23 protein-coding genes, 1 tRNA gene and 1 pseudogene are annotated in these 26,074 nt (G+C 62.7%); 8 read left to right on the forward strand and 17 right to left on the reverse strand.

What is annotated here, in order from left to right; translation table 11 throughout:
- Positions 1-8 precede the first annotated feature (8 nt).
- The 5 genes from pstB to X744_RS165480 form a co-directional block, all read right to left on the reverse strand.
- Positions 9-812 (reverse strand): phosphate ABC transporter ATP-binding protein PstB, encoded by an 804-nt coding sequence (gene pstB, locus X744_RS165500; protein ID WP_023757397.1) that lies wholly within the window; start codon positions 810-812, stop codon positions 9-11.
- Positions 809-1,660, reverse strand: coding sequence for a phosphate ABC transporter permease PstA (gene pstA / locus X744_RS165495; RefSeq protein WP_023757398.1), 852 nt, complete (start codon positions 1,658-1,660; stop codon positions 809-811). Before pstA ends, pstB begins: the two co-directional genes overlap by 4 nt.
- Before the next feature lie 3 nt (positions 1,661-1,663).
- The gene (pstC, locus tag X744_RS165490) at positions 1,664-2,647 is read right to left on the reverse strand and encodes a phosphate ABC transporter permease subunit PstC (protein ID WP_023757399.1); all 984 of its coding nucleotides are present in this window, start codon (positions 2,645-2,647) and stop codon (positions 1,664-1,666) included.
- Between the two features lie 64 nt (positions 2,648-2,711).
- Complete coding sequence (pstS, locus tag X744_RS165485) at positions 2,712-3,767, reverse strand: phosphate ABC transporter substrate-binding protein PstS (protein WP_023757400.1); 1,056 nt, start codon at positions 3,765-3,767, stop codon at positions 2,712-2,714.
- A gap of 510 nt (positions 3,768-4,277) precedes the next feature.
- Entirely contained in the window at positions 4,278-8,843 is a 4,566-nt protein-coding gene (locus tag X744_RS165480; RefSeq protein ID WP_023757401.1) for a PAS domain-containing protein, read from the reverse strand.
- Positions 8,844-9,033: 190 nt separating this feature from the next.
- Between X744_RS165480 and X744_RS165475 the strand changes: the two genes are divergently transcribed.
- Positions 9,034-9,387 carry a hypothetical protein gene (locus tag X744_RS165475; protein WP_023757402.1) on the forward strand — a complete coding sequence of 118 codons (354 nt, stop codon included), beginning with the start codon at positions 9,034-9,036 and terminating at the stop codon, positions 9,385-9,387.
- 150 nt (positions 9,388-9,537) lie between these two features.
- Here the strand turns inward: X744_RS165475 and X744_RS165470 are convergent, their stop codons facing one another.
- Positions 9,538-9,774: a hypothetical protein gene (locus X744_RS165470; protein WP_023757403.1), complete on the reverse strand. Its 237-nt coding sequence runs from the start codon at positions 9,772-9,774 to the stop codon at positions 9,538-9,540.
- 329 nt (positions 9,775-10,103) lie between these two features.
- On the opposite strand from X744_RS165470, the gene X744_RS165465 reads away from it, so the two are divergent.
- A complete protein-coding gene (locus X744_RS165465) occupies positions 10,104-10,307 on the forward strand; it encodes a hypothetical protein (RefSeq protein WP_023757405.1) in 204 nt (67 codons plus the stop codon).
- A gap of 60 nt (positions 10,308-10,367) precedes the next feature.
- Here X744_RS165465 and X744_RS165460 read toward each other — a convergent pair whose 3' ends face one another.
- From X744_RS165460 to X744_RS165435, 7 genes and pseudogenes are all read right to left on the reverse strand, one after another.
- Positions 10,368-10,736 (reverse strand): hypothetical protein, encoded by a 369-nt coding sequence (locus X744_RS165460; RefSeq protein WP_023757406.1) that lies wholly within the window; start codon positions 10,734-10,736, stop codon positions 10,368-10,370.
- A gap of 279 nt (positions 10,737-11,015) precedes the next feature.
- Positions 11,016-11,879, reverse strand: a complete 864-nt coding sequence (locus tag X744_RS165455) for a glutathione S-transferase family protein (RefSeq protein ID WP_023757407.1) — start codon at positions 11,877-11,879, stop codon at positions 11,016-11,018.
- A 21-nt stretch (positions 11,880-11,900) separates the two neighbouring features.
- Positions 11,901-12,482, reverse strand: a complete 582-nt coding sequence (locus X744_RS165450) for a VOC family protein (protein ID WP_023757408.1) — start codon at positions 12,480-12,482, stop codon at positions 11,901-11,903.
- A 343-nt stretch (positions 12,483-12,825) separates the two neighbouring features.
- Complete coding sequence (locus X744_RS165445) at positions 12,826-13,002, reverse strand: Flp family type IVb pilin (RefSeq protein WP_023757409.1); 177 nt, start codon at positions 13,000-13,002, stop codon at positions 12,826-12,828.
- A gap of 211 nt (positions 13,003-13,213) precedes the next feature.
- Positions 13,214-13,288: transfer RNA gene (locus X744_RS165440), tRNA-Glu, on the reverse strand.
- A gap of 90 nt (positions 13,289-13,378) precedes the next feature.
- Positions 13,379-13,785: pseudogene (locus X744_RS01000000169230) on the reverse strand (VOC family protein).
- 29 nt (positions 13,786-13,814) lie between these two features.
- A complete protein-coding gene (locus X744_RS165435; RefSeq protein ID WP_023757410.1) occupies positions 13,815-14,192 on the reverse strand; it encodes a hypothetical protein in 378 nt (125 codons plus the stop codon).
- Positions 14,193-14,218: 26 nt separating this feature from the next.
- Between X744_RS165435 and X744_RS165430 the strand changes: the two genes are divergently transcribed.
- On the forward strand, positions 14,219-15,259 hold the full coding sequence (locus X744_RS165430; RefSeq protein ID WP_023757411.1) for an RluA family pseudouridine synthase: 1,041 nt from the start codon (positions 14,219-14,221) through the stop codon (positions 15,257-15,259).
- Between the two features lie 189 nt (positions 15,260-15,448).
- Positions 15,449-16,360 carry an RNA polymerase sigma factor RpoH gene (rpoH, locus tag X744_RS165425; protein WP_023757412.1) on the forward strand — a complete coding sequence of 304 codons (912 nt, stop codon included), beginning with the start codon at positions 15,449-15,451 and terminating at the stop codon, positions 16,358-16,360.
- A 162-nt stretch (positions 16,361-16,522) separates the two neighbouring features.
- On the opposite strand, the gene X744_RS165420 is transcribed toward rpoH, so the two are convergent.
- The 4 genes from X744_RS165420 to X744_RS165405 form a co-directional block, all read right to left on the reverse strand.
- Entirely contained in the window at positions 16,523-17,395 is an 873-nt protein-coding gene (locus X744_RS165420) for an MBL fold metallo-hydrolase (RefSeq protein ID WP_023757413.1), read from the reverse strand.
- Between the two features lie 140 nt (positions 17,396-17,535).
- Positions 17,536-18,195, reverse strand: a complete 660-nt coding sequence (locus tag X744_RS165415; protein WP_023757414.1) for a peroxiredoxin — start codon at positions 18,193-18,195, stop codon at positions 17,536-17,538.
- Between the two features lie 218 nt (positions 18,196-18,413).
- Positions 18,414-18,779, reverse strand: coding sequence for a cell division protein ZapA (locus tag X744_RS165410; RefSeq protein ID WP_023757415.1), 366 nt, complete (start codon positions 18,777-18,779; stop codon positions 18,414-18,416).
- Between the two features lie 20 nt (positions 18,780-18,799).
- Positions 18,800-19,072, reverse strand: a complete 273-nt coding sequence (locus X744_RS165405; protein ID WP_013529251.1) for a DUF4164 domain-containing protein — start codon at positions 19,070-19,072, stop codon at positions 18,800-18,802.
- 262 nt (positions 19,073-19,334) lie between these two features.
- Here X744_RS165405 and tkt point away from each other — a divergent pair, with 262 nt between their 5' ends.
- From tkt to X744_RS165385, 4 genes are all read left to right on the forward strand, one after another.
- A complete protein-coding gene (gene tkt, locus X744_RS165400; RefSeq protein ID WP_023757416.1) occupies positions 19,335-21,326 on the forward strand; it encodes a transketolase in 1,992 nt (663 codons plus the stop codon).
- 157 nt (positions 21,327-21,483) lie between these two features.
- Positions 21,484-22,494 carry a type I glyceraldehyde-3-phosphate dehydrogenase gene (gene gap / locus X744_RS165395; protein ID WP_023757417.1) on the forward strand — a complete coding sequence of 337 codons (1,011 nt, stop codon included), beginning with the start codon at positions 21,484-21,486 and terminating at the stop codon, positions 22,492-22,494.
- Between the two features lie 216 nt (positions 22,495-22,710).
- Complete coding sequence (locus tag X744_RS165390) at positions 22,711-24,600, forward strand: potassium/proton antiporter (RefSeq protein ID WP_023757418.1); 1,890 nt, start codon at positions 22,711-22,713, stop codon at positions 24,598-24,600.
- A gap of 144 nt (positions 24,601-24,744) precedes the next feature.
- Complete coding sequence (locus X744_RS165385; RefSeq protein WP_023757419.1) at positions 24,745-25,941, forward strand: phosphoglycerate kinase; 1,197 nt, start codon at positions 24,745-24,747, stop codon at positions 25,939-25,941.
- Positions 25,942-26,074: the final 133 nt, after the last annotated feature.

Consider the following 26,074-nt stretch of genomic DNA (forward strand, 5'->3'; position numbering starts at 1 on the left):
GCCTGAGCTCAGCCGAAGCGGCCGGTGATGTAGTCCTGCGTGCGCTTCTCGCGGGGCGACGTGAATATCCTCTCCGTGCGGTCGAACTCGACCAGCTCGCCCAGATACATGAAGGCCGTCTGCTTCGATACGCGCGCCGCCTGCTGCATGTTGTGGGTGACGATGACGATCGTGTAATCGGCTTGCAACTCGTCGATGAGCTCCTCGATCTTGGCGGTCGACAGCGGGTCGAGCGCCGAAGCGGGCTCGTCGAGCAGGATGACTTCCGGCTTCACCGCTACGGTGCGGGCGATGCAGAGCCGCTGCTGCTGACCGCCGGAGAGGCTGAGGCCGCTGGCGTCAAGCTTGTCCTTGACCTCGGTCCAGAGTGCCGCGCGCTTCAGCGCCTGCTCGACGCGGCCGTCCATCTCCGACTTGTTCAGCTTCTCGTAGAGCCTGATGCCGAACGCGATGTTTTCATAGATCGACATCGGAAATGGCGTCGGCTTCTGGAACACCATGCCGATCTTGGTGCGCAGCAGGTTGAGGTCCTGCGAGCGGTCGAGAACGTTCTGGCCGTCGAGCAGCACCTGACCTTCGGCCGTCTGCTTGGGATAGAGCTCGTAGATGCGGTTGAAGACGCGCAGCAGCGTCGACTTCCCGCAGCCCGAAGGCCCGATGAAGGCGGTGACGCTGCGCTCCGGCAAGGACAGCGTAATGTCCTTCAGCGCCTTCGACTGGCCGTAGTAGAAGTTGAGGTTCTTGACCTCGATCTTGGCCTTGGCGGTGGCCTCGGCGGCGATCGTCATGTCTGGAGACAACATCTGGCTCATTTGTCCTCTCTGCGTCCGGTCAGGCTGCGCGCAACGATGCTGAGCGCAAGAACCGTCAATGTGATGATGAGTGCGCCGGTCCATGCCAGTTGCTGCCATTCCTCGTAGGGGCTGAGAGCGAACTGGAAGATGGTGACAGGCAGGCTGGCCATCGGCGCGTTGAGATTGCTCGACCAGAACTGGTTGTTGAGCGCCGTGAAGAGCAGTGGTGCCGTCTCGCCGGAGATACGGGCGATCGACAGCAATATGCCGGTGACAATGCCCGATAGCGCGGCGCGGTAGGCGACCGACTTGATGACCACCCAGCGCGGTGCGCCGATCGCGGTGCCGGCTTCGCGCAAGGCGTTCGGCACCAAATTGAGCATGTCTTCGGTGGTGCGTACCACCACCGGAATGACGAGGATGGTGAGCGCGACAGCACCGGCGATTGCCGAGAAATGCCCCATCGGCCGCACCATAAGTTCGTAGACGAACAGGCCGATGATGATCGACGGCGCCGACAGCAGGATGTCGTTGATGAAGCGCACCACGGTGGTCAGCCTGGAAAAGCGACCGTATTCGGCCATGTAGGTGCCGGCCAGCACTCCGATCGGCGTGCCGACGATGACGGCGATGATCGTCATGACCACGCTGCCATAGATGGCGTTGAGCAGGCCGCCGGCGTCGCCGGGAGGCGGCGTCATCTGCGTGAAGACGTCAAGGGACAGGCCGGCCGCGCCCTTGTAGACCAGCGCGCCGAGGATGAGCGCCAGCCAGGCAAGTCCGATGCCCGCCGCGGTGACACACAGCGTCATCATCACGGCATTCTTCCTCTTGCGGCTCTGGTGAAGCGATGTGGCTGTCGACATCGGTCAGGCTCCGGTGCGGGCGTCGATGCGCATCAGCATGTAGCGGGCGATGGCAAGGATCAGGAAGGTGATGACGAACAGGATCAGGCCGAGCGCCACCAGCGAAGAGGTGTAGAGGTCGCCGACGGCTTCGGTGAACTCATTGGCGATGGTCGCGGAGATCGTCGTTGCCGGCGCGAACAGCGAGGTTGAGATGCGGTGCGCGTTTCCGATGACGAAGGTGACCGCCATGGTTTCGCCCAGCGCGCGGCCAAGGCCGAGCATGACGCCGCCCATGATGCCGATCCTCGTGTAGGGAATGACGACGCGGCGGGTCACTTCCCAGGTCGTGCAGCCGATGCCGTAGGCCGATTCCTTTAGCACCGGCGGTACCGTGTCGAAGACGTCCTTGGTGATCGAGGTGATGAAGGGCAGCACCATGATGGCGAGGATCAGCGACGAGGTCAGCAGGCCGATGCCATAGGGCGGACCGGCAAACAGGCTGCCAAGGCCGGGAATGCCGTGGAACACGCCGATGATGAAGGGCTGCACGGTCGTCTGCAGGAACGGCGCCAGCACGAACAGGCCCCAGATGCCGTAAATGATCGAGGGGATGCCGGCCAGCAGTTCCACCGCCATGCCGATCGGCCGCCGCAGCGGGCGCGGGCAAAGCTCGGTGAGAAAGATGGCGATGCCGATGCCGAGCGGCACGGCGATCAGGATGGCGATGGCCGACGTGATGATGGTGCCGTAGATCGGTGCCAGCGCGCCGAATTTCTCCGTCACCGGATTCCAGCTTTCGCTGGTCAGGAAAGAGAAGCCGAAGGTCGACAGGGCTTGCCAGGATCCGGCAAACAGCGAGATCGCGACGCCGCCAAGCAGGACCAGCACCAATATGGCGGCGGCCCGAGTCATCCCGTGGAAGATTGCGTCGGTCAGCGCGAATCGTCTGACGATCGCGTCGCGCGAACCTCGAATGGCTGGCAAGGCTTCCTGGACAGCGCTCATGTGAAGCTCGGCTCTTTGAGTTGAGGGAAAGGAGCGCCGCGCTGCGGCGCTCCTTCGAAGGATGTTACTCGCCTGCGAAGACCGGCTTCCCGTCGGCCTGGATGTCGGCCTTCCAGGAGGTCTTGATCAAGTCGACGACGCTGTCGGGGATCGAGACATAGTCGAGCGCCTTGGCGGTATCCTTGCCGTCCTTGTAGGCCCAGGCGAAGAACTTCAGCGCTTCGCCGGTGGCGGCGGCATCGTTGGGAACCTTGTGGATCAGCACCCAGGTCGAAGCAGCGATCGGCCAGCTGGTGTCGCCGGGTTCGTTGGTGATGATGACGTTGAAGTTCTTCGCGCCTTTGAAATCGGCATTCGAAGCAGCCGCGCCGAAGGATTCGAGCGACGGCTCGACGACCTTGCCGGCGGCATTCACCAGCTTGGAGTAGGAAAGGCTATTCTGCTTGGCATAGGCATACTCGACGTAGCCGATGCCGCCGTCGGTCTGCTTGACGGTATTGGCAACGCCTTCGCTGCCCTTGGCGCCGACGCCAGTTGGCCATTCGACGGCTGTGTCCGAACCGACCTTGTCCTTCCAGTCAGGCGACAGCTTGACCAGATAGTTAGTGAAGTTGAAGGTCGTGCCCGAGCCGTCCGAGCGATGCACGACGGCAATCGCGGTGGACGGCAGGGTCAGGTTCGGGTTCAGCGCCTTGATCGCCGCATCATCCCAGGTGGTGATGGCGCCGAGGTAGATCTGGGCCAGGGTCGCGCCGTCAAGAACAAGTTCGCCCGGCTTGATGCCGGTCAGGTTGACGATCGGCACGATGCCGCCCATCACCATCGGGAACTGCACGAGGCCGTTCTTTTCCAGGTCGGCGTCGGACATTGGCTTGTCGGTGGCGCCGAAGGTCACGGTCTTGGCGATGACCTGCTTGATGCCGCCGCCCGAACCGATCGACTGGTAATTGAGGCCGACGCCGGTGTCTTTCTTGTAGGTGTCGGCCCATTTGGCGAACACCGGATAGATGAAGGTCGAGCCGGCGCCGGAAAGATCAGCTGCCATTGCCGTGGAAAGGGTGAAAGTGGACGCCGTAGCCATTGCGATCGCAACGGCCGCCGAGCGGATGAAATGTCTCATGTGGCCTGCTCCTGTTCGGAAGATGGTCTCTCGGCGCCATTCCTCTCGGCGCCCGCTGAGGCCAATAGCCTTCGATTATTACAGTCGCATGACAGTTTGATGTCACCCCGGTAACGCATGATCGGGATGAACAAATTGTGGCCTGACCAGCACTCCTGATGGAGCTCGGCTTTGTCCTCGAAATCAGGGACTTGCTGCGTTTGGCCCGAGGCTGGCCGGCGTTTTGGGATTAGCCGGCCTTATAAAAAAAGCCGGACGGGAGCGCGTTGCTCGCGGCCACGATGTCGTGGCCGGGCCATCGCCGAAAAACAGGGTCCGTTGGGGTAGGTTGACGCTGTTCCATGCTGGCGGTCGCTGCTCCCGCCCGTAACTGGGAAGAGCGGAATTCGAATATGGCCATTGTCTTGATCAGGCACAGTTTTGATATGGTGCGATCGCGCCATAGTGCTGCGCGTGGGACGCGTCGCGAATCTTTGCCTGGTTCTCGCGAACCGGCACGGCGAGAACCCCTTACCCGGCGTTGCGCTGAACTTGGCGGCTGGCGCCCATCCAGCGCTCGACCTTCTCGAGCAGGGCCCTGGGGCTGATCGGCTTGGACAGGTAGTCGTCCATGCCTGCCTCCAGGCAGCGTTCGCGATCGCCTTTCAGCGCATGCGCGGTGACGCCGACGATCGGCACATGAGTGCCGGTTTCTTCCTCCAGCCGGCGAATGGCGGCGGTCGCCTCCAACCCGTTCATCTCCGGCATCGAGACATCCATCAGGATCATGCACGGATTGAGCCGGCCGAAGGCGTCGAGCGCCTTGCGGCCATTGCCGACGATCTCGAAACCGAAACCGGTCTCGCCGAGAATCTGGGTGAACACCATCTGGTTCACCTCATTGTCTTCTGCCACCAGGATATCCAGCCTGTCGTCTCGACCCGTCGCGAGCAGCCGAGGGCGTAGCGAGGGAGGCTGCAGCAGCGCCCGCTGTTCTGCCGGCGCGGACGGCTGTGGTGGCACCATATCGCCCGAAGGGACGGTGCCTGCGAGCGGCAGGGCGTCGCTGCCGGTCGTGTTGTGGCGATGCCGCTGGATGGTTGCGACCAGCGTTTCCAGCAGCACCGATGAGCGCGCCGGCTTGATCAGTTGGGCATCGATGCCGAGATCGCGATAGCCGGTGTTGGCGAGCGACTGGTCGACCGAGGTCAGCATGATGATCGGCGTGCCGGCAAGGCCGGCGGTGTTGCGCACGATCCGCGCCATTTCGGCGCCGCTCATCTCAGGCATCTGGTAGTCGAGCACGACGCAATCGACCGGCACGCCATAGGCAGCGGCGGCGATCAGCACCTTGAGGCCCTCGGCGCCGCTCTCGGCCGCGCAGGAATCGAACGTCCACGATGTCATTTGTTCGGTCAGGATGGCTCTGTTGACCGCGTTGTCGTCGACGATCAGTACGCGCGCGCCGGTCACGTCGATCGGCATGATGCGTTGCCCGTCCTGCTGTCCGGCGCTCGGCAGCGTGACCGCAAACCAGAAGGTCGAGCCCTTGCCTTCGGCGCTCTCGACACCGATGTCGCCGCCCATCAGCTCGACGAGCCGCGAAGTGATGGCAAGGCCGAGGCCGGTTCCTTCGTGACGCCTCGTCGACGAGGTGTCGACCTGGCTGAATTTCTCGAACACCAGTTTCAGTTTTTCCTCGGGGATGCCGATGCCCGTATCGGTGACCGAGATGGTGAGCTTCGTTCCGGTCGCAACCCTCTCGCCTGTGACGTCGACCAGCACATGACCTTCGTCGGTGAATTTCACTGCATTGCCGAGCAAATTGGTGACAATCTGCCTGATGCGGCCGACATCGCCGACAAACAGGCTCTCGAGACGAGGCTCAACGCGCACGATGAGCTCGAGATCCTTCTCCTTGGCGCGTGTCGACACCAGTGTCGCCACATCCTCGATCGCCTCGGCAAGATTGAAGGGCGCCGGGTCGAGCACCAGCTGACCGGCGTCGATCTTGGAGAAGTCCAGGATGTCGTTGATGATGGTGAGCAGCGCGTTGCCCGATTTCACGATGATGTCGGTAAACGTCTTCTGCTTCGGGTCGAGATCCGATTTGGCCAAGAGTTCGGCCATGCCGAGCACGCCATTCATCGGCGTACGGATCTCGTGGCTCATATTGGCGAGAAATTCCGACTTGGCGCGGTCGGCGAGAACGGCGCGCTGCCGCGCCTCGCGCAGTTCGACCTCGCGCGTCTTCAACTCGGTGATATCGGTGGTCGAGCCGATCAGGTAGAGCGAGCCATCGGACGCGATCATCGCCCCCTTGCGCGCGAACTGATGCCGGACGCTGCCGTCGGCAAGCGTCACCGTCTCCTCGGCCTCCTGGGTCTCACCGGTGCGCAGCACCGCAAGGTCGCTGTCGACGAACGCTTCGCCGTCCGACCCGAATATCTCGATATCGGTCTTGCCGATCGCCTCGTCCTTGCCGAAGCCGGTGAGATCGCTCCAACCCTTGTTGACGTAGAACTGCCTGAGATCGGAGCGCTTGGCGTAGATCGATACCGGCACGTTGTCGATCAGGCTGCGGAACACCTCGTTCTCGCGCATGCTCTCTTCCAGCGCGCGCTCGCGCGCCTTGACATCCGTGATGTCGGTGCTGGAACCGACCAGATGCACCGATCCGTCCAGCGCCACCAACCGGCTCTTGCGCGTCATCAATTGTCGAACCGTGCCATCGCGATGGGTGACGGGTTCCTCGACCTCCTTGACGGTGCCTGTCACGGCGACTTGCGTGTCGTCATCGCTGTAGCCATCGGCGTCCTGCACTCCGAACAGCTGGCGGTCGGTGCGGCCAATGACATCCTCCTTGGCAAAACCGGTGATCGCGCACCAGGCCTTGTTGACGAACTCGATGCTCAGGTCCTGCGCCTTGATGAAGGCGGCGACCGGGAGCTCGTCCAGCACATGCCGGAACAGATCGATCTGGCGCATCGAGTCGCGCAACGCCGCCTCGCGGCTCTTGATCTCGGAGATGTCGACGCGAACACCGATGAATGTGCCATCGACGGTCCGCATGTCATAGACCTGATACCAGCGGCCATCGGGGTTGTGGCGCTCGAACGAGGAATTGGGCAAGCGGTAGCGGGCGAGGATCGCATCCAGCCAGCGATCGGGATCGTCGTCGTAGAGCTTGTCGACTTGCGGATCGCCGCTGCTGCGGAAATAGCCGTTGGCATGGCCGAGGACGAGCGCCTCGCGCAATGTGCAGCCGGGCTGCCATGCCGGCCTCAAGGCCGGAAGCGTATCGTGAATCTTGCGGTTGGCGAACACGAACCTGTCGTCACGATCATAGATGATGACGGCCGCCGGCAAGGATTCCAGCACGCTGGCGAGATGCTTGCGCGCATCCTCGGCTTCGGTCTCGCGGCGCTTCATGTCGGAAATGTCGAACAGGAAACCGGCAACGCAATTGCGGCCGCTGGCCATGCCGACGCGGCTTTTCCTGACGATGCGCGAACGGCTGGCGCCATCGGCCTCGAAATTTTCTTCCACTTCGTACGGGCGTCCGCTGGCAAGCACGTCCCGTTCGCTCTGCTCGAAAAGCGCCACAGCATTCGCCGGCAGGAAATCGCCGCCGGGCCTGCCGAGCATGGCTTGCGGCGTCTGGCCAAACAAAGCGGCGAACGCCTCGTTGACGAAAACGAAGCGCAGATGGTCGTCCTTGACGAAGATCGGATCCTTGACGGCATTGATCACTGCTTCGGCCAGTCGCGCTTTCTCCAGAGCGTCGGCAACCTCGGCCTCGCGATTCTTCATGTCGGTGACGTCGACATAGGAGATCAGCCGCTTGCCGCCGGCCAGCGGCGCCATCGATGATATCAGCGTGCGGCCGTCATTGCGCGGGAACTGCCGCGATCCGGCGGTGCCCGCCCTGATTTCCGCCTCGCGCTCGGCGATATGCCGCTGCCATGCCGCGTCTTCGGAACCAAACGGGTCAATGTCACGGCTGGCATCCATCAGGTCGCGGAAGCTGCAGCCGATCTCGGCACGCCGCGCGTCGATCTGCCAGAAATCGTAGAAGGCACGGTTGATGACTTCGGCGCGCATATCGGTATCGAGGACGAGGATGCCGATCGGCATCTGATCGACCATGGTGCGGAGATTGGCGAAGGTCTCGGCGACCTTGGCGTTGGCGCTCTCGATCTCGGCATCGCGGTGCTTGATTTCGGTGACCTCATAGTAGGTCAACAGGCGCTTGCCCCCGGACAGCGCTGTCACCGAGAACATCATCGTCCTGCCGTCGGCATGGGAAAACTCGCGAGGCGCTACGGAACCGGCGTGAATCTCCTCGATGCGGGTGGCGAGGTAGCGCCGCCATTGCGGTTCGTCGATGTCGCCGTAGATGCCGTTGCGGCGGTTGAGTTCCATCAACAGGCTGAACGGAGCGCCAACGGTCACGGCACCGTCGGGAATCCTGGAAAGGTCGCGATAGGCCTTGTTGACGATCAACGTGTCGAGCCTGGCGTCGAGAAGCACGACGCCCATGTGCATGGCGTCCATCGTCCGCTCGAGATCGATCAGATGCTGCTCGAGTTCGCCGCTCGCCGATGGTCCCTGCCGCGGGTTTTGGAAGGCACCGGCCAGTGCCGTGACATTGCGGCCGATGCCGCGATAACCGATGAATTTACCCTCGCCGTCGAACCTTGGAAAGCCTGATGTCAAAACCCAGCGGCAGTCGGCCCTGCCACCTTTCAGTTCATAGACGAAGTCGCGAAACGGCCGGTGCGCCTGCAGATCCTCCAGATGCGCGGCGCCGCTGCGGTCGCCGTTCAGAACCTGGTTGAGGAAGTCGAAGCGAAACCGGCCAAGCACGTTTGCCGGATCGAGGCCGGTGGCTGCCTGGTAGTTTTGCGAGAGCCAGGAGAAGCGCAGTTCGGCATCGATCTCCCAGACCCAGTCCGAACCGGCTTCGACCAGTTGGCGAAGCACGTCGACCGAATCCATACCAGTGGCGGGCGATGATGCATCGTCGCCACGCGCTGTGGGTTTGCGAGGCCCACGCATGCCGCGCGCGCCGGTTGTTTCGTCCGCTTCCGCCATGCAATCCCACCCCGACAACCCAAGGCCGAACCCTCCTCCGCGGTTCGTCGGCGGAATGTGCCCGATAAGCATTAACGATCCGCTAACCATAACGGATTCGTCGGACAAATTGGTCGACGCGAGTGCGTTGTTCCATCCGGTTGTCGGCGGGACTGAAGCCGTTATATAAGCGCTAGCAGGGGTAATGCTGATGTCTGGATGGATCGTGCCTTTTTTCATGGGGCTGGCGCTGCTTTTGGGCAGCGGCTGCTCGCGCAGTTATGATGGCACCGTCGTCATCCCGAGGCCGCTCGATGTCCGGCGATTCTGGGACCGGCCACCCCCGAATGTCGACTACGGGCCTTCCGAGGTCGAGAACAGTGCCTTTCCGGTGGCGCCACAACCGTCGAGGCGATTTTCCGACCGCAAAGTGATGACGCATGCCGCGCCGAGACGGCACCAGACGAGCCTGCCCGCGTCAGCCTCCCTGTCTACCCCGGCGAAGCCGCTGGTATGCAGGAACGTCAGCGAACCCGGCAAGAGAGCTCGCATGGTCTGCGACTAATGCATGTCGCCCAAAAGTGACCTCGGTTTTGGGAAAACGACATGCATAAAAACAAGACCTAAAGCGCGTCGCCTGAATCCGTTCAACCGCGACGCGCTTTAGATCGCTTTCAAACAACAAGCGATCGGCAAATAGCTTGGGCGAACTGCCTCACAGCGAGGCTGCACCCTTTTTCGGCTGTTTCGCACCGAGCTTGTCGAGTGCAAGACGAACCTGACGCAAATCGTCCTGCCAGCCATCATCGTCGTCCATCGGGCTCTCCGTGGCCGCCCGCTGCAGCCCGCGCGCCTCGGATTCGATCTCGCGCAGTTCAGCGATTTTCTGTTCGGTGGTCAGGGAGTCGTCTTCGACGATCTCCAGCACCCGCATTTCCCTGAACGTGGCCATGGCGTTTCTCCTGGCTGATGTCGATCACAACGCTGTGAACGCCTCTCTGTTCCGGATCGCAACAGGGTTCGCTGCAATAGCGTTTGACAGCCGCAAGCCTTGAAATTCACGCGGTATCTGATGGCCGCCGGCACCTCGGTGTAGGGCTCGCGCGTGTCGAGTGGGGCCATCTGGTCGGTTTCAAGGCTGGCGTTCGCTCAGCGCGTAGGGGTGGCAACGATCGTCGAAGGCCTGCGGCGCGAGGAGCCCGTGATAAACCGCCGTTGCCGCCGGTTGGTCTTGAAACCTTTGCCCCGTCTTCGGAGTTGAATGGCCTAAGGAGAACGCAGATGTCGATCCACTTCACGGTCTCGGACCTGACAAGAAATCTGTTTCACTCGCTGGGGCTGGAGCCAAGGCCTCTCAACCCCGAGCAAAGCCTGTTGCTGGAATGCTATCTGGCCGGCCGGGTTCCGGAGTCGGCTTGGAACGACTATGTCTTCGAAACGCCTGACCTTGCCTGGCATGCCGAAGCAAGGCGCAGCCACCACTAAGCCGGCATGGGATTAACTGTGCGCACCGCTACGGCACAGCGGCGTGCGCTGATTGCAGGCTCACTTGGGAGAAGAGAACTGCAACGTGAACACTTTGCCGGCAATTCCTTGCGCCAGCTTCGGCGAAAGCGTCAGCGGCAGACAGTTCTGCAAGGCCGTTGTTGCGGCGTCGACAAACGAGTTTTTCGCCTTGGCATCGCCTTCCACCTTGACGGCCGTCGGCCTCGGTGGGCCGATCAGCGTGCCGTCCCGCTTGAAGCTGAAGCTCAAGGTTACGCTGGCGGTTCCGGCGTCCGCCGGTGGTGTCCAGCATGCCTGGATCGCGGTCCCGACATCGTTCATGGTGTTGAGTTCAGCCGCATTTGAAGAATGAACGGCGCTCGCCAGCATCATGCCCGCAGCGGCAAGCCACCTCGCAACGCTATTCATCGCCAGCCCTCATCTCACGCCTGACCGACAATCCATGCCGGACTGCCAAAATGGATGGTAGGGCCAAAGCAAGCGATGACAATATCTGTCGGCAAAAAGTTGACGCCAAAAATGCGACACCGAGGCTCGTGTGGCCTGATCGCGGCTAGATCGCGCGGCGATGGCGCACGAAAGCAAAAAGGCCGGCGTTGCGCCGACCTTTCCTTCCACTCGGCGCCAGTACATCCGTGGTCGCGGGGTGAATTGCTGGCAGTAGACAGGGCTTTGGTTAACGAATCCCTAACCTTGGACCTTGGCCTGCGACTTCACATAGGCGATGTAACCGCGCACGTCGCCGGCCGGCTCGCTATAGGCATTGCCGAGCTTCTTCTCGATCGCCGCCACGTAGTCCTTCGCCCATTTGGGCAGGACGTAGTCGATGACGGCCAGGAATTCGAGTGTCGCCGCCAGGCGGATGTCGGCGATGGATGGATTCTTGCCGCCGATGAACGGCTTGCCGTCCCTGAAGAAGCTGTGAAAGACTTCCAGCGGCTCGGCGATCGCGGCCATCGCGGCCTTCTGGGCTTCGGACTTCTTGTCCGGGTGGGCATCGCTGTGACCGACCTCGCCGGCATATTGCGGAAAACCGAGTAACGGATAGGTGGCGCGCGCCACATAGGGGTAGAGCGTACCAACCAGGTAGAACATGGCGCTATCGATCATCGCCCGCTTGGCCGGCGCCTTCGGATAGAATTTCTCCAGCCCGTGCTTGTTGGAGAGATATTGCATGATCGCGCAGCTTTCCCACAACACGCCCCTGGGGAGGCCCTTGTCCTCGATCATCGGCGTTAAATGGGCGGGGTTTCGTGCCATGAATTCCGGTGAGCGGGTCTGACCCCAGGCATCGGTCTCGGCGGCATCCAGCCCGGCCGCGCGCGCAAATACCCGAACCGTCATGTTGTTGACGCTGGGCTTCAGCATGCTGAGCTTCACGCCAGGCCTCTTCGCCAGCTTCGCTTTGGCTCTAGGGGCGGCTTTTGCCGTCGCCTTGACGGCGGGCTTGGCAGTTGTCTTGGCCGCCGGCTTCGCCGCAGCTTTTGCAGTCGGCTTGGCGGCTGCTTTGGCCGCGGGTTTTCCGGCATTGTTCGTCGCTGTCTTGGCCATATGTTCCTCCCTCTGGTCTGTTCAGTATGGGTTCTTCGGTGCCCGGTCTTCCGACAAGGTTGCGCGGGAACGCTCGACGAGCGACTGGATCGCATCGGCGAGGTGCACTTCCGCGATGTTGTAGTCGCCGCGCGCGACACGCAGCCTGTGCGCCTCCATCAGCACGTCGGCATGGGTGAAGCCCGCCGGCGGCTCAAAGCGGTAGGAGGCCAGTTCGATCAGCAGGCCGAGCGGATCCTCGAAATAGATCGAATCCATGAAGCCGCGGTCCTTGACGCCGCTGTGCTTGATGGCGCGCGCGTCGAGCCGGGCGACCGCCTGCAGGAAAGTGACGCGCGACACCGAAAAGGCGATGTGGTGGACGCAACCCGGATCGGTCGGCGTGCGCCGTTTCTCCGGCACGCGGCTCTCATCGGTGAAGATAGTGATCAGCCGGCCGTCGCCCGGATCGAAATAGAGATGGCTTTCGCTCGCCTTGTCGAGGTTGGGCTGCTCGAAGATGAACGGCATGCCGAGCACGCCTTCCCAGAAATCAATCGAGGTCTGGCGCCCTGCGCCGACCAGCGTGATGTGATGAACGCCCTGCGATTGCAGTTTCTGCATTGGCCTTCTCCCCGTGGCATCGACCGCCCGTCCGGATCTGCCCGGCACCCGGCGTTCTCGGCGTCGGCGGAGCCGTGCCCCAGGATCCATGATGCGATGCTAAAGCAATCGGCCCTGCTGCGCCAGAAGCGACGAAAGTGGCGACGCAAAGGGTAATGCGGGCCGGCTAGCCGTCAGCACTTGCGCGGTGAGGAAGATTTGCGGGCCCCGCTGCGGGACTTGCCCGGCGTCGCCAGCACAGAAAGTAGCGTGCTGCGACCGGTATTGGCGCTACACGCTACGCATTTGGAGGTCGAAATCGGGATATCCAGCCGGTGCGGTCGAACGGAAAGGTGTACCCGACTTACGAACCGCTGCTGTTAACCGTCGTGCCGATATTCGTGAACATGCCGTTGAGCGAATTGCCCAGCGCGCCGGCGCCGGTGATGATCGCCAGCGCGATAAGAGCCGCGATTAGGCCATACTCGATCGCGGTCGCGCCAGACTCGTCCCCGGCGAAACGGTAGATTATTTTCCGCATTTCAATCTCCTGCGCTACTAAAGGCAGCACTAATATACCCCCTGCGAGTTGCGGGGCAGTTAAGGTTCTCGGTTGCGAGTCCGTTAATATTTGCCAGAGAAATGAAATGAAGACTGGAGCCGCGGGTGCCATCGAGCTCTTCAAGGTTGCGGCCACATGGTGGGGCGCTCGGGATGGAGCGACGGCATGCTGCAAAATTTATTGAAATCCTTGGTACGCCCAAGGGGAATCGAACCCCTGTTCCCGCCGTGAGAGGGCGGTGTCCTGACCGCTAGACGATGGGCGCGTTCAAGAACCGGCGATATAGGCTGACGGCTTGGAAAAAGCAACTGGGGTTCGGCCGCTTTAGCGCATTGCAGAAAAACCGGTCCCAGCGCTATCGTTTCGGCTCGATCAGGTCCCAGAGATTGCCGTGGGATCGGCGAAAACGGCCACCGTGCCGTAGGCCTCAAAGCGCGGCGCTTCGCGGAATTCGACGCCCTTCTCCAGCATCGCTGCATGGTCGCGGGCAAAATCGTCGGTTTCGAGGAACAGGAAGACCCGCCCGCCGGTCTGGTTGCCGATGCTTCTGCTCTGTGCCTCGTCGGAAGCCTCGGCCAGCAGCAGCTTGGCACCTTGTCCGTCGGCCGGCGCCACCGTGACCCAGCGCTTGCCGCCGCCGAGATCGATGTCCTCGATGAGCAGAAAGCCCAGCCGCTCGACATACCAGTCGATCGCCGCCTCATAATCGGCGACGACCAGGGCAACGGTCGCGACGCGGCGGTGTTCAGCGAACCCGGTTATGCCTGAGGCTTGCTGATCGTTACTGCCGCTCATTTGTTTCGGATCGCAAAGCGCCCGATCAGGCGGCGCTCGGTGATGTCGTAGACGAAGATCGTGCGGCTGCCGTCGGCTAGCTCGGCATCGACGGAGACTCGATTGCCGGACAGCGACTGGCTGATCACCTTGGCACCAACCGGCAGCACGATATCGCCGTTGATCGGTTCGCCGGCGGGGGTCTGGATATCGCCAGCCAGCGGCGGGTTCGCCGGCGGTGCGTTGCGCGCTTTGTAGACAAGGGCGCCGATCACCACCATAAGGGCGAGGAACAGCAGGCCGAGATTGATCCCGACGAAGCGGACGAGTTTCCTGCGCACCTTTTCGACCTCGGGGTCGAGCGGCTTTTCCTGGTCTTCCTCGGCGATGGCCATAGCAGAACATTCCGGAACGGTTTTCGATGAGCGCTCATAGCGAAGAGGCCCCTGAATTGATAGAGGCGGCGCCCACCGTGCTGGTGGCGGGCGCGGATGCGGCCGGTCAACGCCTCGACCAGTGGCTGGCGGCAAGCCTCGGCCGGGATATGTCGCGCAGCCGCGTGCAGATGCTGATCAGGCAGGGCGCGGTCAGCGTCGACGGCAAACCGGTCGACGAGACCAAGCGCAAGATGACGCCGGGTGAAAGCGTCTCGGTCGTCATGCCGGAGCCGGAACCGGCGGAGCCGCAAGGCGAAAACATCGCGCTCGATGTGCTCTATGAGGACGACGAACTGATCGTCATCAACAAGCCGGCGGGGCTTGTCGTGCATCCCGGCGCCGGCAACTGGACCGGCACGCTGGTCAATGCGCTGATCCATCACTGTGGCGACAGTCTTTCCGGCATCGGCGGCGTGCGCCGGCCCGGCATCGTGCACCGCCTCGACAAGGAGACCAGCGGCGTCATGGTGATCGCCAAGACCGACCGCGCCCACAAGTCGCTGTCCGAAGCCTTCGCCGATCACGGCCTGACCGGCGATCTCGAACGTGCCTATCTGGCACTGGTTTGGGGCATACCGCAGAGGCCGACCGGAAAGGTCGATGCGCCGCTCGGCCGCGCCGCCGATCGCGTGCGCCGTGCCGTGGTGCCGGAAGGACGCGACGATGCCCGCCATGCGGTTACCCACTTTGCCGTCCAGGAGCGCTTCGGCGAGACACAGCAGGAATTCGCCACGGCAAGTCTGGTCGAGTGCCGGCTCGAAACCGGCCGCACCCACCAGATCCGCGTCCACATGGCGCATATCGGCCATCCCGTGATCGGCGATCCAGACTATGGTCAGGCCTTCCGCACCAAGGCCAACCGGCTGCCCGAACCGCTGAAAAGTCAGGTCAAGACCTTTCCCCGGCAAGCTTTGCACGCCTGGCTCCTTGCATTTCGCCACCCGAGTACCCATCTAGCGATGAGGTTCGAAGCGCCTATACCGAGGGATATGGAGGAACTCGTATGCGGCTTTCGCAAGCTCTGAACCTGCTCCAGAAAACTTGAGCGGCGTTGTTCACTTCAGCGTGACACACTGTTTCGTGTTGAACAAATGCCTGTCTTTTCTGGTTTTGTTCCTGTATAACCACTGACGTCGCGAGCGAGCCGTTTGGTGCTCGCGTCATATGCCCGCCGCGTTTCGGGGGCATCACTCCAATAGAGAGGGGGCGCTATCATGGCCCAGTCATTACCCAGTATCGTTTCCGGCGAAGGCGGCCTCAGCCGCTACCTGGAAGAAATCCGTCGCTTTCCCATGCTGCAGCCGCAGGAAGAGTACATGCTCGCCAAGCGTTATGCCGAGCATGAAGACACCACGGCTGCGCACAAGCTCGTCACCAGCCACCTCAGGCTCGTCGCCAAGATCGCCATGGGCTATCGCGGCTACGGTTTGCCGATCGGCGAAGTGATTTCGGAAGGCAATGTCGGCCTGATGCAGGCCGTCAAGAAATTCGAACCGGAGCGTGGCTTCCGCCTCGCGACCTATGCCATGTGGTGGATCAAGGCCTCGATCCAGGAGTACATCCTGCGCTCGTGGAGCCTGGTCAAGATGGGCACGACCGCCAACCAGAAGCGCCTGTTCTTCAACCTGCGCAAGGTGAAGGGCAAGATCCAGGCGCTCGATGACGGCGACTTGAAGCCCGACCAGATCGCCGAGATCGCCACCAGGCTGAACGTTTCCGAAGCCGAAGTGGTGTCGATGAACCGCCGCCTGTCGGGCGACGCCTCGCTCAATGCCCCGATCCGGGCGAGCGAAGGTGAGTCCGGCGAATGGCAGGACTGGCTGGTCGACGACCACGAAAGCCAGGAAGAGATGCTGATCGAGCAGGACGAGTTGGAGAACCGGCGCGGCATGCTGTCGGGCGCCCTTGCCGTGCTCAACGAGCGCGAGCGGCGCATCTTCGAGGCCCGTCGCCTCGCCGAGGAGCCGCTGACGCTGGAAGAGCTGTCGTCCGAGTTCGACATCAGCCGCGAGCGCGTGCGCCAGATCGAGGTGCGTGCCTTTGAGAAGGTGCAGGATGCGGTCAAGGCCGCCGCCAAGCGTCAGACCCAGGCGCTGCGCACCATCGAAGCCCAACCGGCGGCGTAAAGCCAGTATCGGCAATGAAACAACGGCGGCGTCAGGAAACTGGTGCCGCCTTTTTTGTGTCTAACCTTTGCGCCGGCGATTGGCGAAAGCCAGGGCGACATCCGATCCCCCTTGCGGGGGAGATCGGCAATTTCACCGGCCGCGCCCGGCACAAAATACTTCTCACAGCCCATCCAGCGGAAACTTCAGGTACCGCCGGCCATTCGCCTCGGGCTCCGGCAGCCGTCCGCCATTCATGTTGACCTGCAGCGCATGCAGGATCAGCCTCGGCATCGGCAGCGTCCTGTCCCGAGCCTCGCGCAGGGCGACGAACTCGGCCTCGCTGCGGGCGGCGACGAGATGGGTGTTGGTCGCCTTCTGCGCCGCCACCGTGCTTTCCCACAAGGGCTCGCGGCCGCCGGGCTGATAGTCATGGCCGACGAAGACGCGCGTCTCGTCCGGCAGCGCCAGAATGTCCTGGATCGATCGCCAGAGCCGCCCGGCACTGCCGCCGGGAAAATCCGTCCTCGCCGTACCGCTGTCGGGCATGAACAGTGTATCGTGGACAAAGGCGGCATCGCCGACCACGTAGGTGATCGAGGCCAACGTGTGCCCGGGCGAGAACAGCACCTTGACCGGAAGCGTGCCGACCTGAAAGGTTTCGCCTTCGGCAAAAAGCCTGTCCCACTGTGAACCGTCGGCGGGAAAATCCGGCCAGTTGTAGATCGCCTTCCACAGTTTCTGGACGCCGACGACCCTGTCGCCGATCGCCGTCGGTGCGCCGGTCCTCTCTCTCAGATAGTGCGCCGCCGAGAAATGGTCGGCATGCGGATGGGTGTCGAGGATCCATTCGACGCTCAGCCCCTGCTCGCTGATGAAATCGAGCAGGACATCGGCATTCTTCGTTGCCGTGGCGCCGGATCTTTCGTCGAAATCGAGGATCGGATCGATGATGGCGCATCGCTTCGTCGCCTGGTCGGCGACGACATACTGAATGGCCCCAGTCGGCTTGTCGTAGAAGCCGCTGACCTGCGGCCTGGCCAAAGCTACGTCCAATTTCGGCTTCCCCACGCTTGGCCAGCAGGAACTATTTTCTCTGACGGCACCTGAAAGGAGCATGGTTGTCCGCTCGGGTGACCCAGTCAAGTATCATTTCGCTCGCAGCGACGAGAACGCCAAAAACTGTTCCGAAGCAATCAGGCGGATGGCTGCTTGGTCTTCCTCAGATAGGGCAGGATGGTCTCGTAAGCGCCGAAACGCTTGATCGCATCCTCGTTGGAAACGGCGGCGGTGATGATGACGTCCTCGCCCTGCTTCCAGTTCGCCGGCGTCGCCACCTGATGCTTGGCGGTCAGCTGCATGGAATCGACCGCGCGCAGAATCTCGTCGAAGTTGCGGCCCGTGGTCATCGGGTAGGTCAGCACCAGCTTGATCTTCTTGTCCGGTCCGATGACGTAGACCGAGCGCACCGTGGCGTTGTCGGCGGGCGTGCGGCCCTCCGACGTTTCGCCGGCACCGGCGGGCAGCATGTCATAGAGCTTGGCGACCTTGAGATCCTTGTCGCCGATCAGCGGATAGTGCACCGTTTGGCCGGTCGCCGTCTTGATGTCGGCCTGCCACTTGTCGTGGCTCGCAACCGGATCGACCGAAATGCCGATGATCTTGACGTTGCGCTTCTTGAACTCACCCTCAAGCCCGGCCATCGTGCCAAGCTCGGTCGTGCAGACCGGCGTGAAATTCTTCGGGTGGCTGAACAGGATCGCCCAGCCGTCACCGATCCATTCATGGAATTTGATCGTCCCTTGCGTGGTCTCGGCGGTGAAATCCGGCGCGATATCGTTGATACGAAGGCTCATGGAACATCTCCCCTGTAAACAGATTCCGCCAGAAGCAAGAGGCGGCAAACCATGGCCGCCATCACATGTCCACGCTCCGGCAATCGCCATCTTAGCGCAAAAATTGCGGCCGCGAGATAATATCAAACTCTTGTCGGCGGAAGTGCGAGAATTTTCATGCTGCCGGGGGCACCGCCAGCGGATGAGAGCTTTGGTTTGAACTCGAAGTGCGCGCTGCCTCAGGTCTTGTTGACCGCCAAGGTCGCCGTCAGGTCTTCCATCCGCTGCGCCAGCGCGCCAAGCGCATTGGTCAGCACGCTGTCGTTCTTGTCGGCCTTGGTCAGGGCGTCGTCGCGGGTCTTGCGCAAGGTCAGCACTTCGCTTTCCATGCCCTTGACGCGCTTCTGCAGCTCCGAGAGTTCGTCCATCACCATGATGCCGGCCATCACCGTCAGCCGCTGGTCGCCGATCTCGCCAAAGGAGTCCTTCAGATGCGAGACATAGCGGTCGAAACGTTCGGCAAGGTCGATCAGATGATCTTCCTGGCCTTCGTCGCAGGCCATCCGATACTGTTTGCCGTCGATGGAAACCGTGACTTGAGCCATGAGCCTACCTGTCCAGCCCCCTACCTGTCCAACACAGCGCGGATGGTTTCCATGGCGGTCACCAGCCGTCGCGAGACTTCCTTGTTGGCGTCTTCCAGCCGTTCGGCACGCGCTTCGGAATTGTCGAGTTCCTGTGCCAGCCGGGAGCGGTCGGCATTCATCCGCTGCACCTCGGCCTCGGCTTCCGAGTAATCGCGCTCATGCTCGAGCTTGGCCGCGACAGCGTTTTCCAGCCCCTCGATGGCCTTTCCCAGCCTGGCGATAACTTCCTTGAGTGTGGCTTCCCCGGTCATGGCCTTCTTCCTGTGCCCTGCCCATCACCGAATCGTTCGCGTTCAGAACGCGTTATTCAGGAAACATTAGGCACCGGGTGAAGGCAACGTCAACAAAGCTCTCGCGACTGTCCCCTGCTAACGCTAATGTAGACCCGCCGCCGGCATCACAAGGCCGGCAAATGTGCACCGATTTGTTGACTAAAAGCGCGCGCCTGCTATGTGTCGCGCACCCTTTTCAAGGGCTCTCCCAAGCCCCCAAACCCCCACTTCTGGAGGAATCATGACGTCGCGTGAACAACATGACCGGATGGCCAATGCGATCCGCTTTCTCTCCATGGATGCAGTCGAGAAGGCAAATTCCGGCCATCCCGGCCTGCCGATGGGTTGCGCCGACATCGCCACGGTGCTGTTCACGCGCTTCCTGAAATATGATCCCAAGGCCCCGCACTGGGCCGACCGCGATCGTTTCATCTTGTCGGCCGGCCATGGCTCGATGCTGCTCTATTCGCTGCTGCATCTGACTGGCTACGAAGACATGACCATCGACCAGATAAAGCACTTCCGCCAGTTGGGCTCGAAGACTGCTGGCCACCCCGAATACGGCCATGCCACCGGCATCGAGACGACGACCGGCCCGCTTGGCCAGGGCCTCGCCAATTCGGTCGGCTTCGCTCTCGGCGAGCGCATCATGAACGCCGCCTTCGGCAACGATCTCGTCGATCACTACACCTACGTGCTTGCTGGCGACGGCTGCCTGATGGAAGGCGTCTCCCAGGAAGCCATCGCGCTTGCCGGGCACCTCAAGCTCAACAAGCTGATCGTCTTCTGGGACAACAACAACATCTCGATCGACGGTCCGGTATCGCTGTCCGACAACACCGATCAGGTCGCCCGCTTCCAGGCCTCCGGCTGGAATGCCAGCCACATCGACGGCACCGACCCGGAAGCCATCGCCTATGCGATCGAAGCCGCCCGTCATTCCGACAAGCCGACGATGATCGCCTGCAAGACGACCATCGGCTTCGGCGCACCGACCAAGGCCGGCACCAACAAGGCGCACGGCTCACCGCTCGGCGCCGACGAGATCGCCGGCGCGCGCAAGTTCTTCAACTGGGATTCGCCGCCCTTCGAGATCCCGGCCGACATCCTCGACGCCTGGCGCACCGCCGGCAAGGCCGGCGTCAAGGCGCGCACCGACTGGGAAGGCCGCCTCGCCAAGGCCGACGCGAAGCTGCAGGCCGAGTTCGAGCGCCGCATCAGCGGCAAGCTGCCGTCTGATTTCGACGCCGTCATTGCCGATTACAAGAAGAAGCTCTCGGCCGACAAGCCGAAGGTCGCCACCCGCAAGTCGTCCGAGATGGCACTGGAAATTATCAACGGCGCCGTGCCCGAGACCATCGGCGGTTCCGCCGACCTGACCGGCTCCAACAACACCAAAACCAGCCAGACCAAGAACATCACATCAGACGATTATGGCCAGCGCTATGTCCACTTCGGCATCCGTGAGCACGGCATGGCGGCCGCGATCAACGGCCTGACGCTGCATGGCGGCCTCATCGCCTATGGCGGCACTTTCCTGTGCTTCTCCGACTATGCCCGTCCGTCGATGCGGCTGGCGTCGCTGATGGGCATCCGCTCGATCTTCGTCATGACCCATGACTCCATCGGTCTGGGCGAGGACGGCCCGACCCACCAGCCGGTCGAGCATCTGGCCGCATTGCGCGCCATCCCCAACCACAATGTCTTCCGCCCGGCCGACGCGGTGGAAACCGCCGAGTGCTGGCAGATCGCCCTCGCATCGGAAAAGACGCCGTCGACGCTGGCGCTGACCCGCCAGAACCTGCCGACGGTGCGCAACGAATTCGTTGCCAGGAACCTGAGCAGCCAGGGCGCCTATGAACTGGCCGCAGCCAGCGGCGAGGCGGCGGTGACGATCTTCGCCACCGGCTCCGAGGTCGAGATCGCGCTCGGTGCCCGCGACCTGCTTGAAAAGCATGGTCATCCCACACGCGTCGTCTCGGTGCCTTGCTTCGAGCTGTTTGACCAGCAGAGCGCCGACTATCGAAAGGCGACGATCGGCGACGCGCCGGTCAAGATGGCGATTGAAGCCAGCATCCGCCAGGGCTGGGATCATCTGATCGGCTCCGACGGCATCTTCATCGGCATGACCGGTTTCGGGGCTTCGGGCAGCATCGAACAGCTTTATCCGCATTTCGGCATCACCGCCGAAGCTGCGGCCAACGCGGCGGAAGCCCGCCTGCATGCCAAGTAGGTTGGTTCAAAGCCGGCGAAATCGCGCAAGGCGGTTTCGCCGGGCTGGCCCAACCTAATCGATTTAAATCCACATCGCTGCGGCTGGATTCTTTCCGCTTCCGCCGCTATGAAACTGCGGACCCATCGTCTGCCGTCCAGCTCCCAGGGAGAGAATAATGACCGTCAGAGTTGCCATCAACGGATTCGGCCGCATCGGCCGCAACATCCTGCGCGCCATCCATGAATCCGGCCGCAGGGACATAGACGTCGTCGCAGTCAACGACCTCGGCCCGGTCGAGACCAACGCGCACCTCTTGCGCTACGACAGCGTGCACGGCCGCTTCCCGCATGAAGTCTCGGTGTCCGGCGACCAGATCACCGTCGGCAAGGAGACGTTCAAGGTCACCGCAATCAAGGATCCGACGCAGCTGCCGTGGAAGGAACTTGGCATCGACATCGCACTCGAATGCACCGGCATCTTCACCGCCCGCGACAAGGCAGCCGCGCATCTGACCGCCGGCGCCAAGCGCGTCATCGTTTCGGCCCCGGCCGAAGGCGCCGACCTCACCGTGGTCTACGGCATCAACCACGACCAGCTGACCAAGGACCACATCATCATCTCGAATGCGTCCTGCACCACCAACTGCCTGGCGCCGCTGGCAGCCGTGCTGCACGAGACGGTCGGCATCGAAAAGGGCATGATGACGACCATCCATTCCTATACAGGCGACCAGCCGACGCTGGACACCATGCACAAGGATCTCTACCGCGCCCGCGCCGCCGCCCTGTCGCAGATACCGACCTCGACCGGTGCCGCCAAGGCGATCGGCCTCGTGCTGCCCGACCTCAAGGGCAAGCTTGACGGCATCTCGATCCGCGTGCCGACCCCGAACGTCTCTGTCGTCGACTTCAAGTTCATCGCCAAGCGTGCGACCACCGTCCAGGAGATCAACGACGCAGTGATCGCCGCTTCCAACGGCAAGCTGAAGGGTATCCTCGGCGTCACCCATCACCCGAACGTCTCGATCGACTTCAATCACGATCCGCGCTCCTCGATCGTGGCGCTCGACCAGACCAAGGTGATGGACGGCAACTTCGTTTCGGTGCTGTCCTGGTACGACAACGAATGGGGTTTTTCCAACCGCATGGGCGATACAGCAGTCGCCTTCGGCAAGACCATCGCCTGATCGCGGACCCATCTTCTCGAGACGTGAGACGCCCGGCTTCGTCCGGGCGTTTTTCATGAGTGCGCCTTGCGCCTTCACAATTGGGGTCCTGAGCGCCAAAACATCCGAAAATCAGCGGCATAGGCAAAAAACCACCCCGCTGCCTTGCACTGGTCATGTCTTCGCCCCACTCTGCCGTGAAGCGAGAGAAAGAGGAATTCGAGGGGCAAATCACGGATGGAGCACGCGATCTATCTCGTCACGCTGGTCGGTACAGCGCTTGTCGTCGCCGCCGCCTTTTCGAGCCTGATCGCCTTCCGCTTCGGCGCCCCGCTTCTGCTCCTGTTTCTCTGCATTGGCCTGGCCACTGGCACCGACGGTCTCGGCATCCAGTTCGACAATGCCCGCATCGCCTATTTTGCCGGCTCACTGGCGCTGGCCGTCATTCTGTTCGATTCCGGCTTCGGCACTCCACTCAACGCCTTGCGGCAGGCCGCCGGTCCAGCGCTGTCGCTGGCAACCTTCGGCGTGCTTGTCACCACCGGCCTGTTCGGCGCCGCCGCCCACTATCTGCTCCACCTCACCTGGCTGGAATCCTTCCTGCTCGGCGCCGCCGTCGCCTCCACCGATGCCGCGGCCGTGTTCTTCCTGTTGCGCGCCGGCGAGATCAATCTGCGCGAACGCGTGCGTTCGACGCTCGAGGTGGAATCCGGCACCAACGACCCGATTGCCATCTTCCTGACCATCACTCTGGTCGAGGTCATCGCCGCTAACGCCAACCCCGAGACCAATGTCCTGGTCACCAGCCTGTTCCTCGGCTTCCTTCTCAACATGGGCCTCGGCGCCGTCGTCGGCGTGCTCGGCGGCCTCGCGATCGTGCGCCTCGTCGACCGGCTCAATCTCGACCACGGCCTGCTGCCGATCTTCGTGCTGACCTTGTCCCTGATGGTCTTTGCCGCGGCCGGCGCCATTGGCGGCTCCGGCTTCCTGGCGGTCTATCTCGCCGGCCTCATCGCCGGCAATTCCGACATCCGCGCCGTCACCATCCTCAAGCGTTTCCAGGACGGCATGTCCTGGCTGGCGCAGATCATCATGTTCCTGATCCTTGGTTTGTTCGCGACGCCGTCGCAGTTCCCGGCCATCATGGTGCCGGCAGTGCTGCTCGGCCTCTTCCTGATGTTCGTGGCGCGGCCGATCGCGGTCTGGCTTTGCCTGGTCCCGTTCCGTCTGCCGCGTCCCGAGGTCGCCTTCGTTTCCTGGGTTGGCCTGCGCGGCGCGGTGTCGATCCTGCTCGCCATCACCCCGCTGCTCGGCGGCCTGGAAAACGGCCGCGTCATCTTCAATACCGCCTTCATCATCGTGCTGGTGTCGCTGGTCATCCAGGGCTGGACGGTCGGGCCGCTGGCCCGCCGCCTCGGTTTGATCGTGCCGGCCCGCCTTGGACCGCTGGACAAGGTCGAGCTGGAACTGCCGGGCTCGGCCCATCACGAACTTCTTGCCTATCGCGTCGCACCCGGCAGCCCGGTAGCGCGCGGCGAGCGAATCCCGCGCTGGGCCCGGCCCTCGCTAGTGCTGCGCGACGGTCGCTCGATGCGCTTCCAGGACATGGGCCGGCTCGCCGCCGGCGACCAGGTCTACATCTTCGTGCCGGACCGTTATCCGCGCCTGCTGGACAAGCTGTTCGCCAGCCGCGCCGTGGTCGATCCCGAGGACGCCGATTTCTTCGGCGCTTTCGCCGTCGATCCTGCACGCTCTGCCGCCGAACTGGAAATAGCCTATGCGCCCGGGCTCACCGACGTGGAGCAGCAAATGACCGTTGGCGCGCTGGTCACGGCGCGGCTCGGCGGCCATGCCGAATATGCCGACCGGGTGCTGATCGGCCCGATCGAACTGATCGTTCGCGACGTCGACGACAAGGGCAAGATCACGGGCCTCGGCCTTTCCTTTGAACCGACCGCGCCGGTTGCCCGGGTGCCGGTTTTCCTCAGCGCTGGCGAAATCGCCGACCGTCTCTCCACCTTCATCCGCAACTGGCGCAAGCCTACCGAGACGCGAGCGGACGAGGCGCGCGCGGACGAGATGCCTACCCCGGAACCCGCGCCCGAAAAGGCGGCGCCCGGAAACTGACAGCTTCGGTTGCCGACGCTGCCCTTCATCCGCCCGCGGCACGAAATCGTGCCGGCTTCAAAAATTCGTTTCGAACCCGGGCTAAGCCTTGCATCATCGTTGGCGCGGGGTATGGTCGCCCGATTTTTCGCGAAAGGAACCCGCATGGCCGCCTTCAAGACACTCGACGATATCGGCAACATCAGCGGCAAGCGCGTGCTGGTGCGCGTCGACCTCAACGTGCCTGTCGCCGAAGGCAAGGTCACCGACGCTACCCGCATCGAACGCATTGCACCGACCATCGCCGAACTGTCCGGCAAGGGCGCCAAGGTCATCCTGCTTGCCCATTTCGGCCGGCCCAAGGATGGTCCTTCGCCTGAATTTTCGCTGGAGCCGATCGCCAAGGCGACGGCCGACGTGCTCGGCCGCCCCGTAGGCTTCGCCAGCGACTGCGTTGGCGGTACCGCGGCAAGCGCCGTCGCCGCCATGAGCGAGGGCGATGTGCTGCTGCTTGAAAACACCCGCTTCTACAAGGCCGAGGAAAAGAACGATCCGGCTTTCACCGAAAAGCTTGCCGCCAATGGCGACATCTTCGTCAACGACGCCTTTTCCGCCGCGCACCGCGCCCATTCGTCGACCGAGGGGCTGGCACATCTACTGCCGGCCTTTGCCGGCCGCACCATGCAGGCCGAGCTCGAAGCGCTGGAGAAGGGCCTGGGCAATCCGGTCCGTCCCGTCGTTGCCATCGTCGGCGGCGCCAAGGTCTCGACCAAGATCGACCTGCTGATGAACCTGGTGAAGAAGGTCGACGCATTGGTCATCGGTGGCGGCATGGCCAACACCTTCCTGGCCGCGCGCGGCACCGATGTCGGCAAATCACTGTGCGAGCATGATCTCGCCACGACCGCCAAGCAGATCATGATCGAAGCGGCCGAGGCCGGCTGCGCCATCATCCTGCCGGTCGACGGCGTCGTGGCCAAGGAATTCAAGGCAGGCGCGGCCTGCGAGACCGTCGCCATTTCGGACGTGCCGGCCGACGGCATGATCCTCGATGTCGGCGCCAAAACCGTGACGACCATCGGCGAATGGATCAACCGCGCCGCGACACTGGTGTGGAACGGCCCGCTCGGCGCCTTCGAGATCGCACCCTTCGACCATGCGACGGTGGCGGCGGCCAAGCACGCGGCTCAGCGCACCGCGGCCGGCAAGCTGGTCTCCGTTGCCGGCGGCGGCGATACGGTGGCGGCCCTCAACCATGCCGGTGTCGCCGACGACTTCACCTATGTCTCGACCGCCGGCGGCGCCTTCCTGGAATGGATGGAAGGCAAGCCGCTGCCCGGCGTCGATGTGCTGAAACGCTAGACGCGCTTGGCGTCGCGGAACGCGGGAAACGGATAAGCCGATCAACACATGGAGAGAACGGGCAAGGTCGCCCGAGACTTTCAATCGATTCGAGCTTTCCGAGGCTCTTCCTTTGGCGGTAGACTTCCCTTAA

The sequence above is a fragment of the Mesorhizobium sp. LNHC252B00 genome (assembly GCF_000502955.1).
GTDB lineage: Bacteria > Pseudomonadota > Alphaproteobacteria > Rhizobiales > Rhizobiaceae > Mesorhizobium.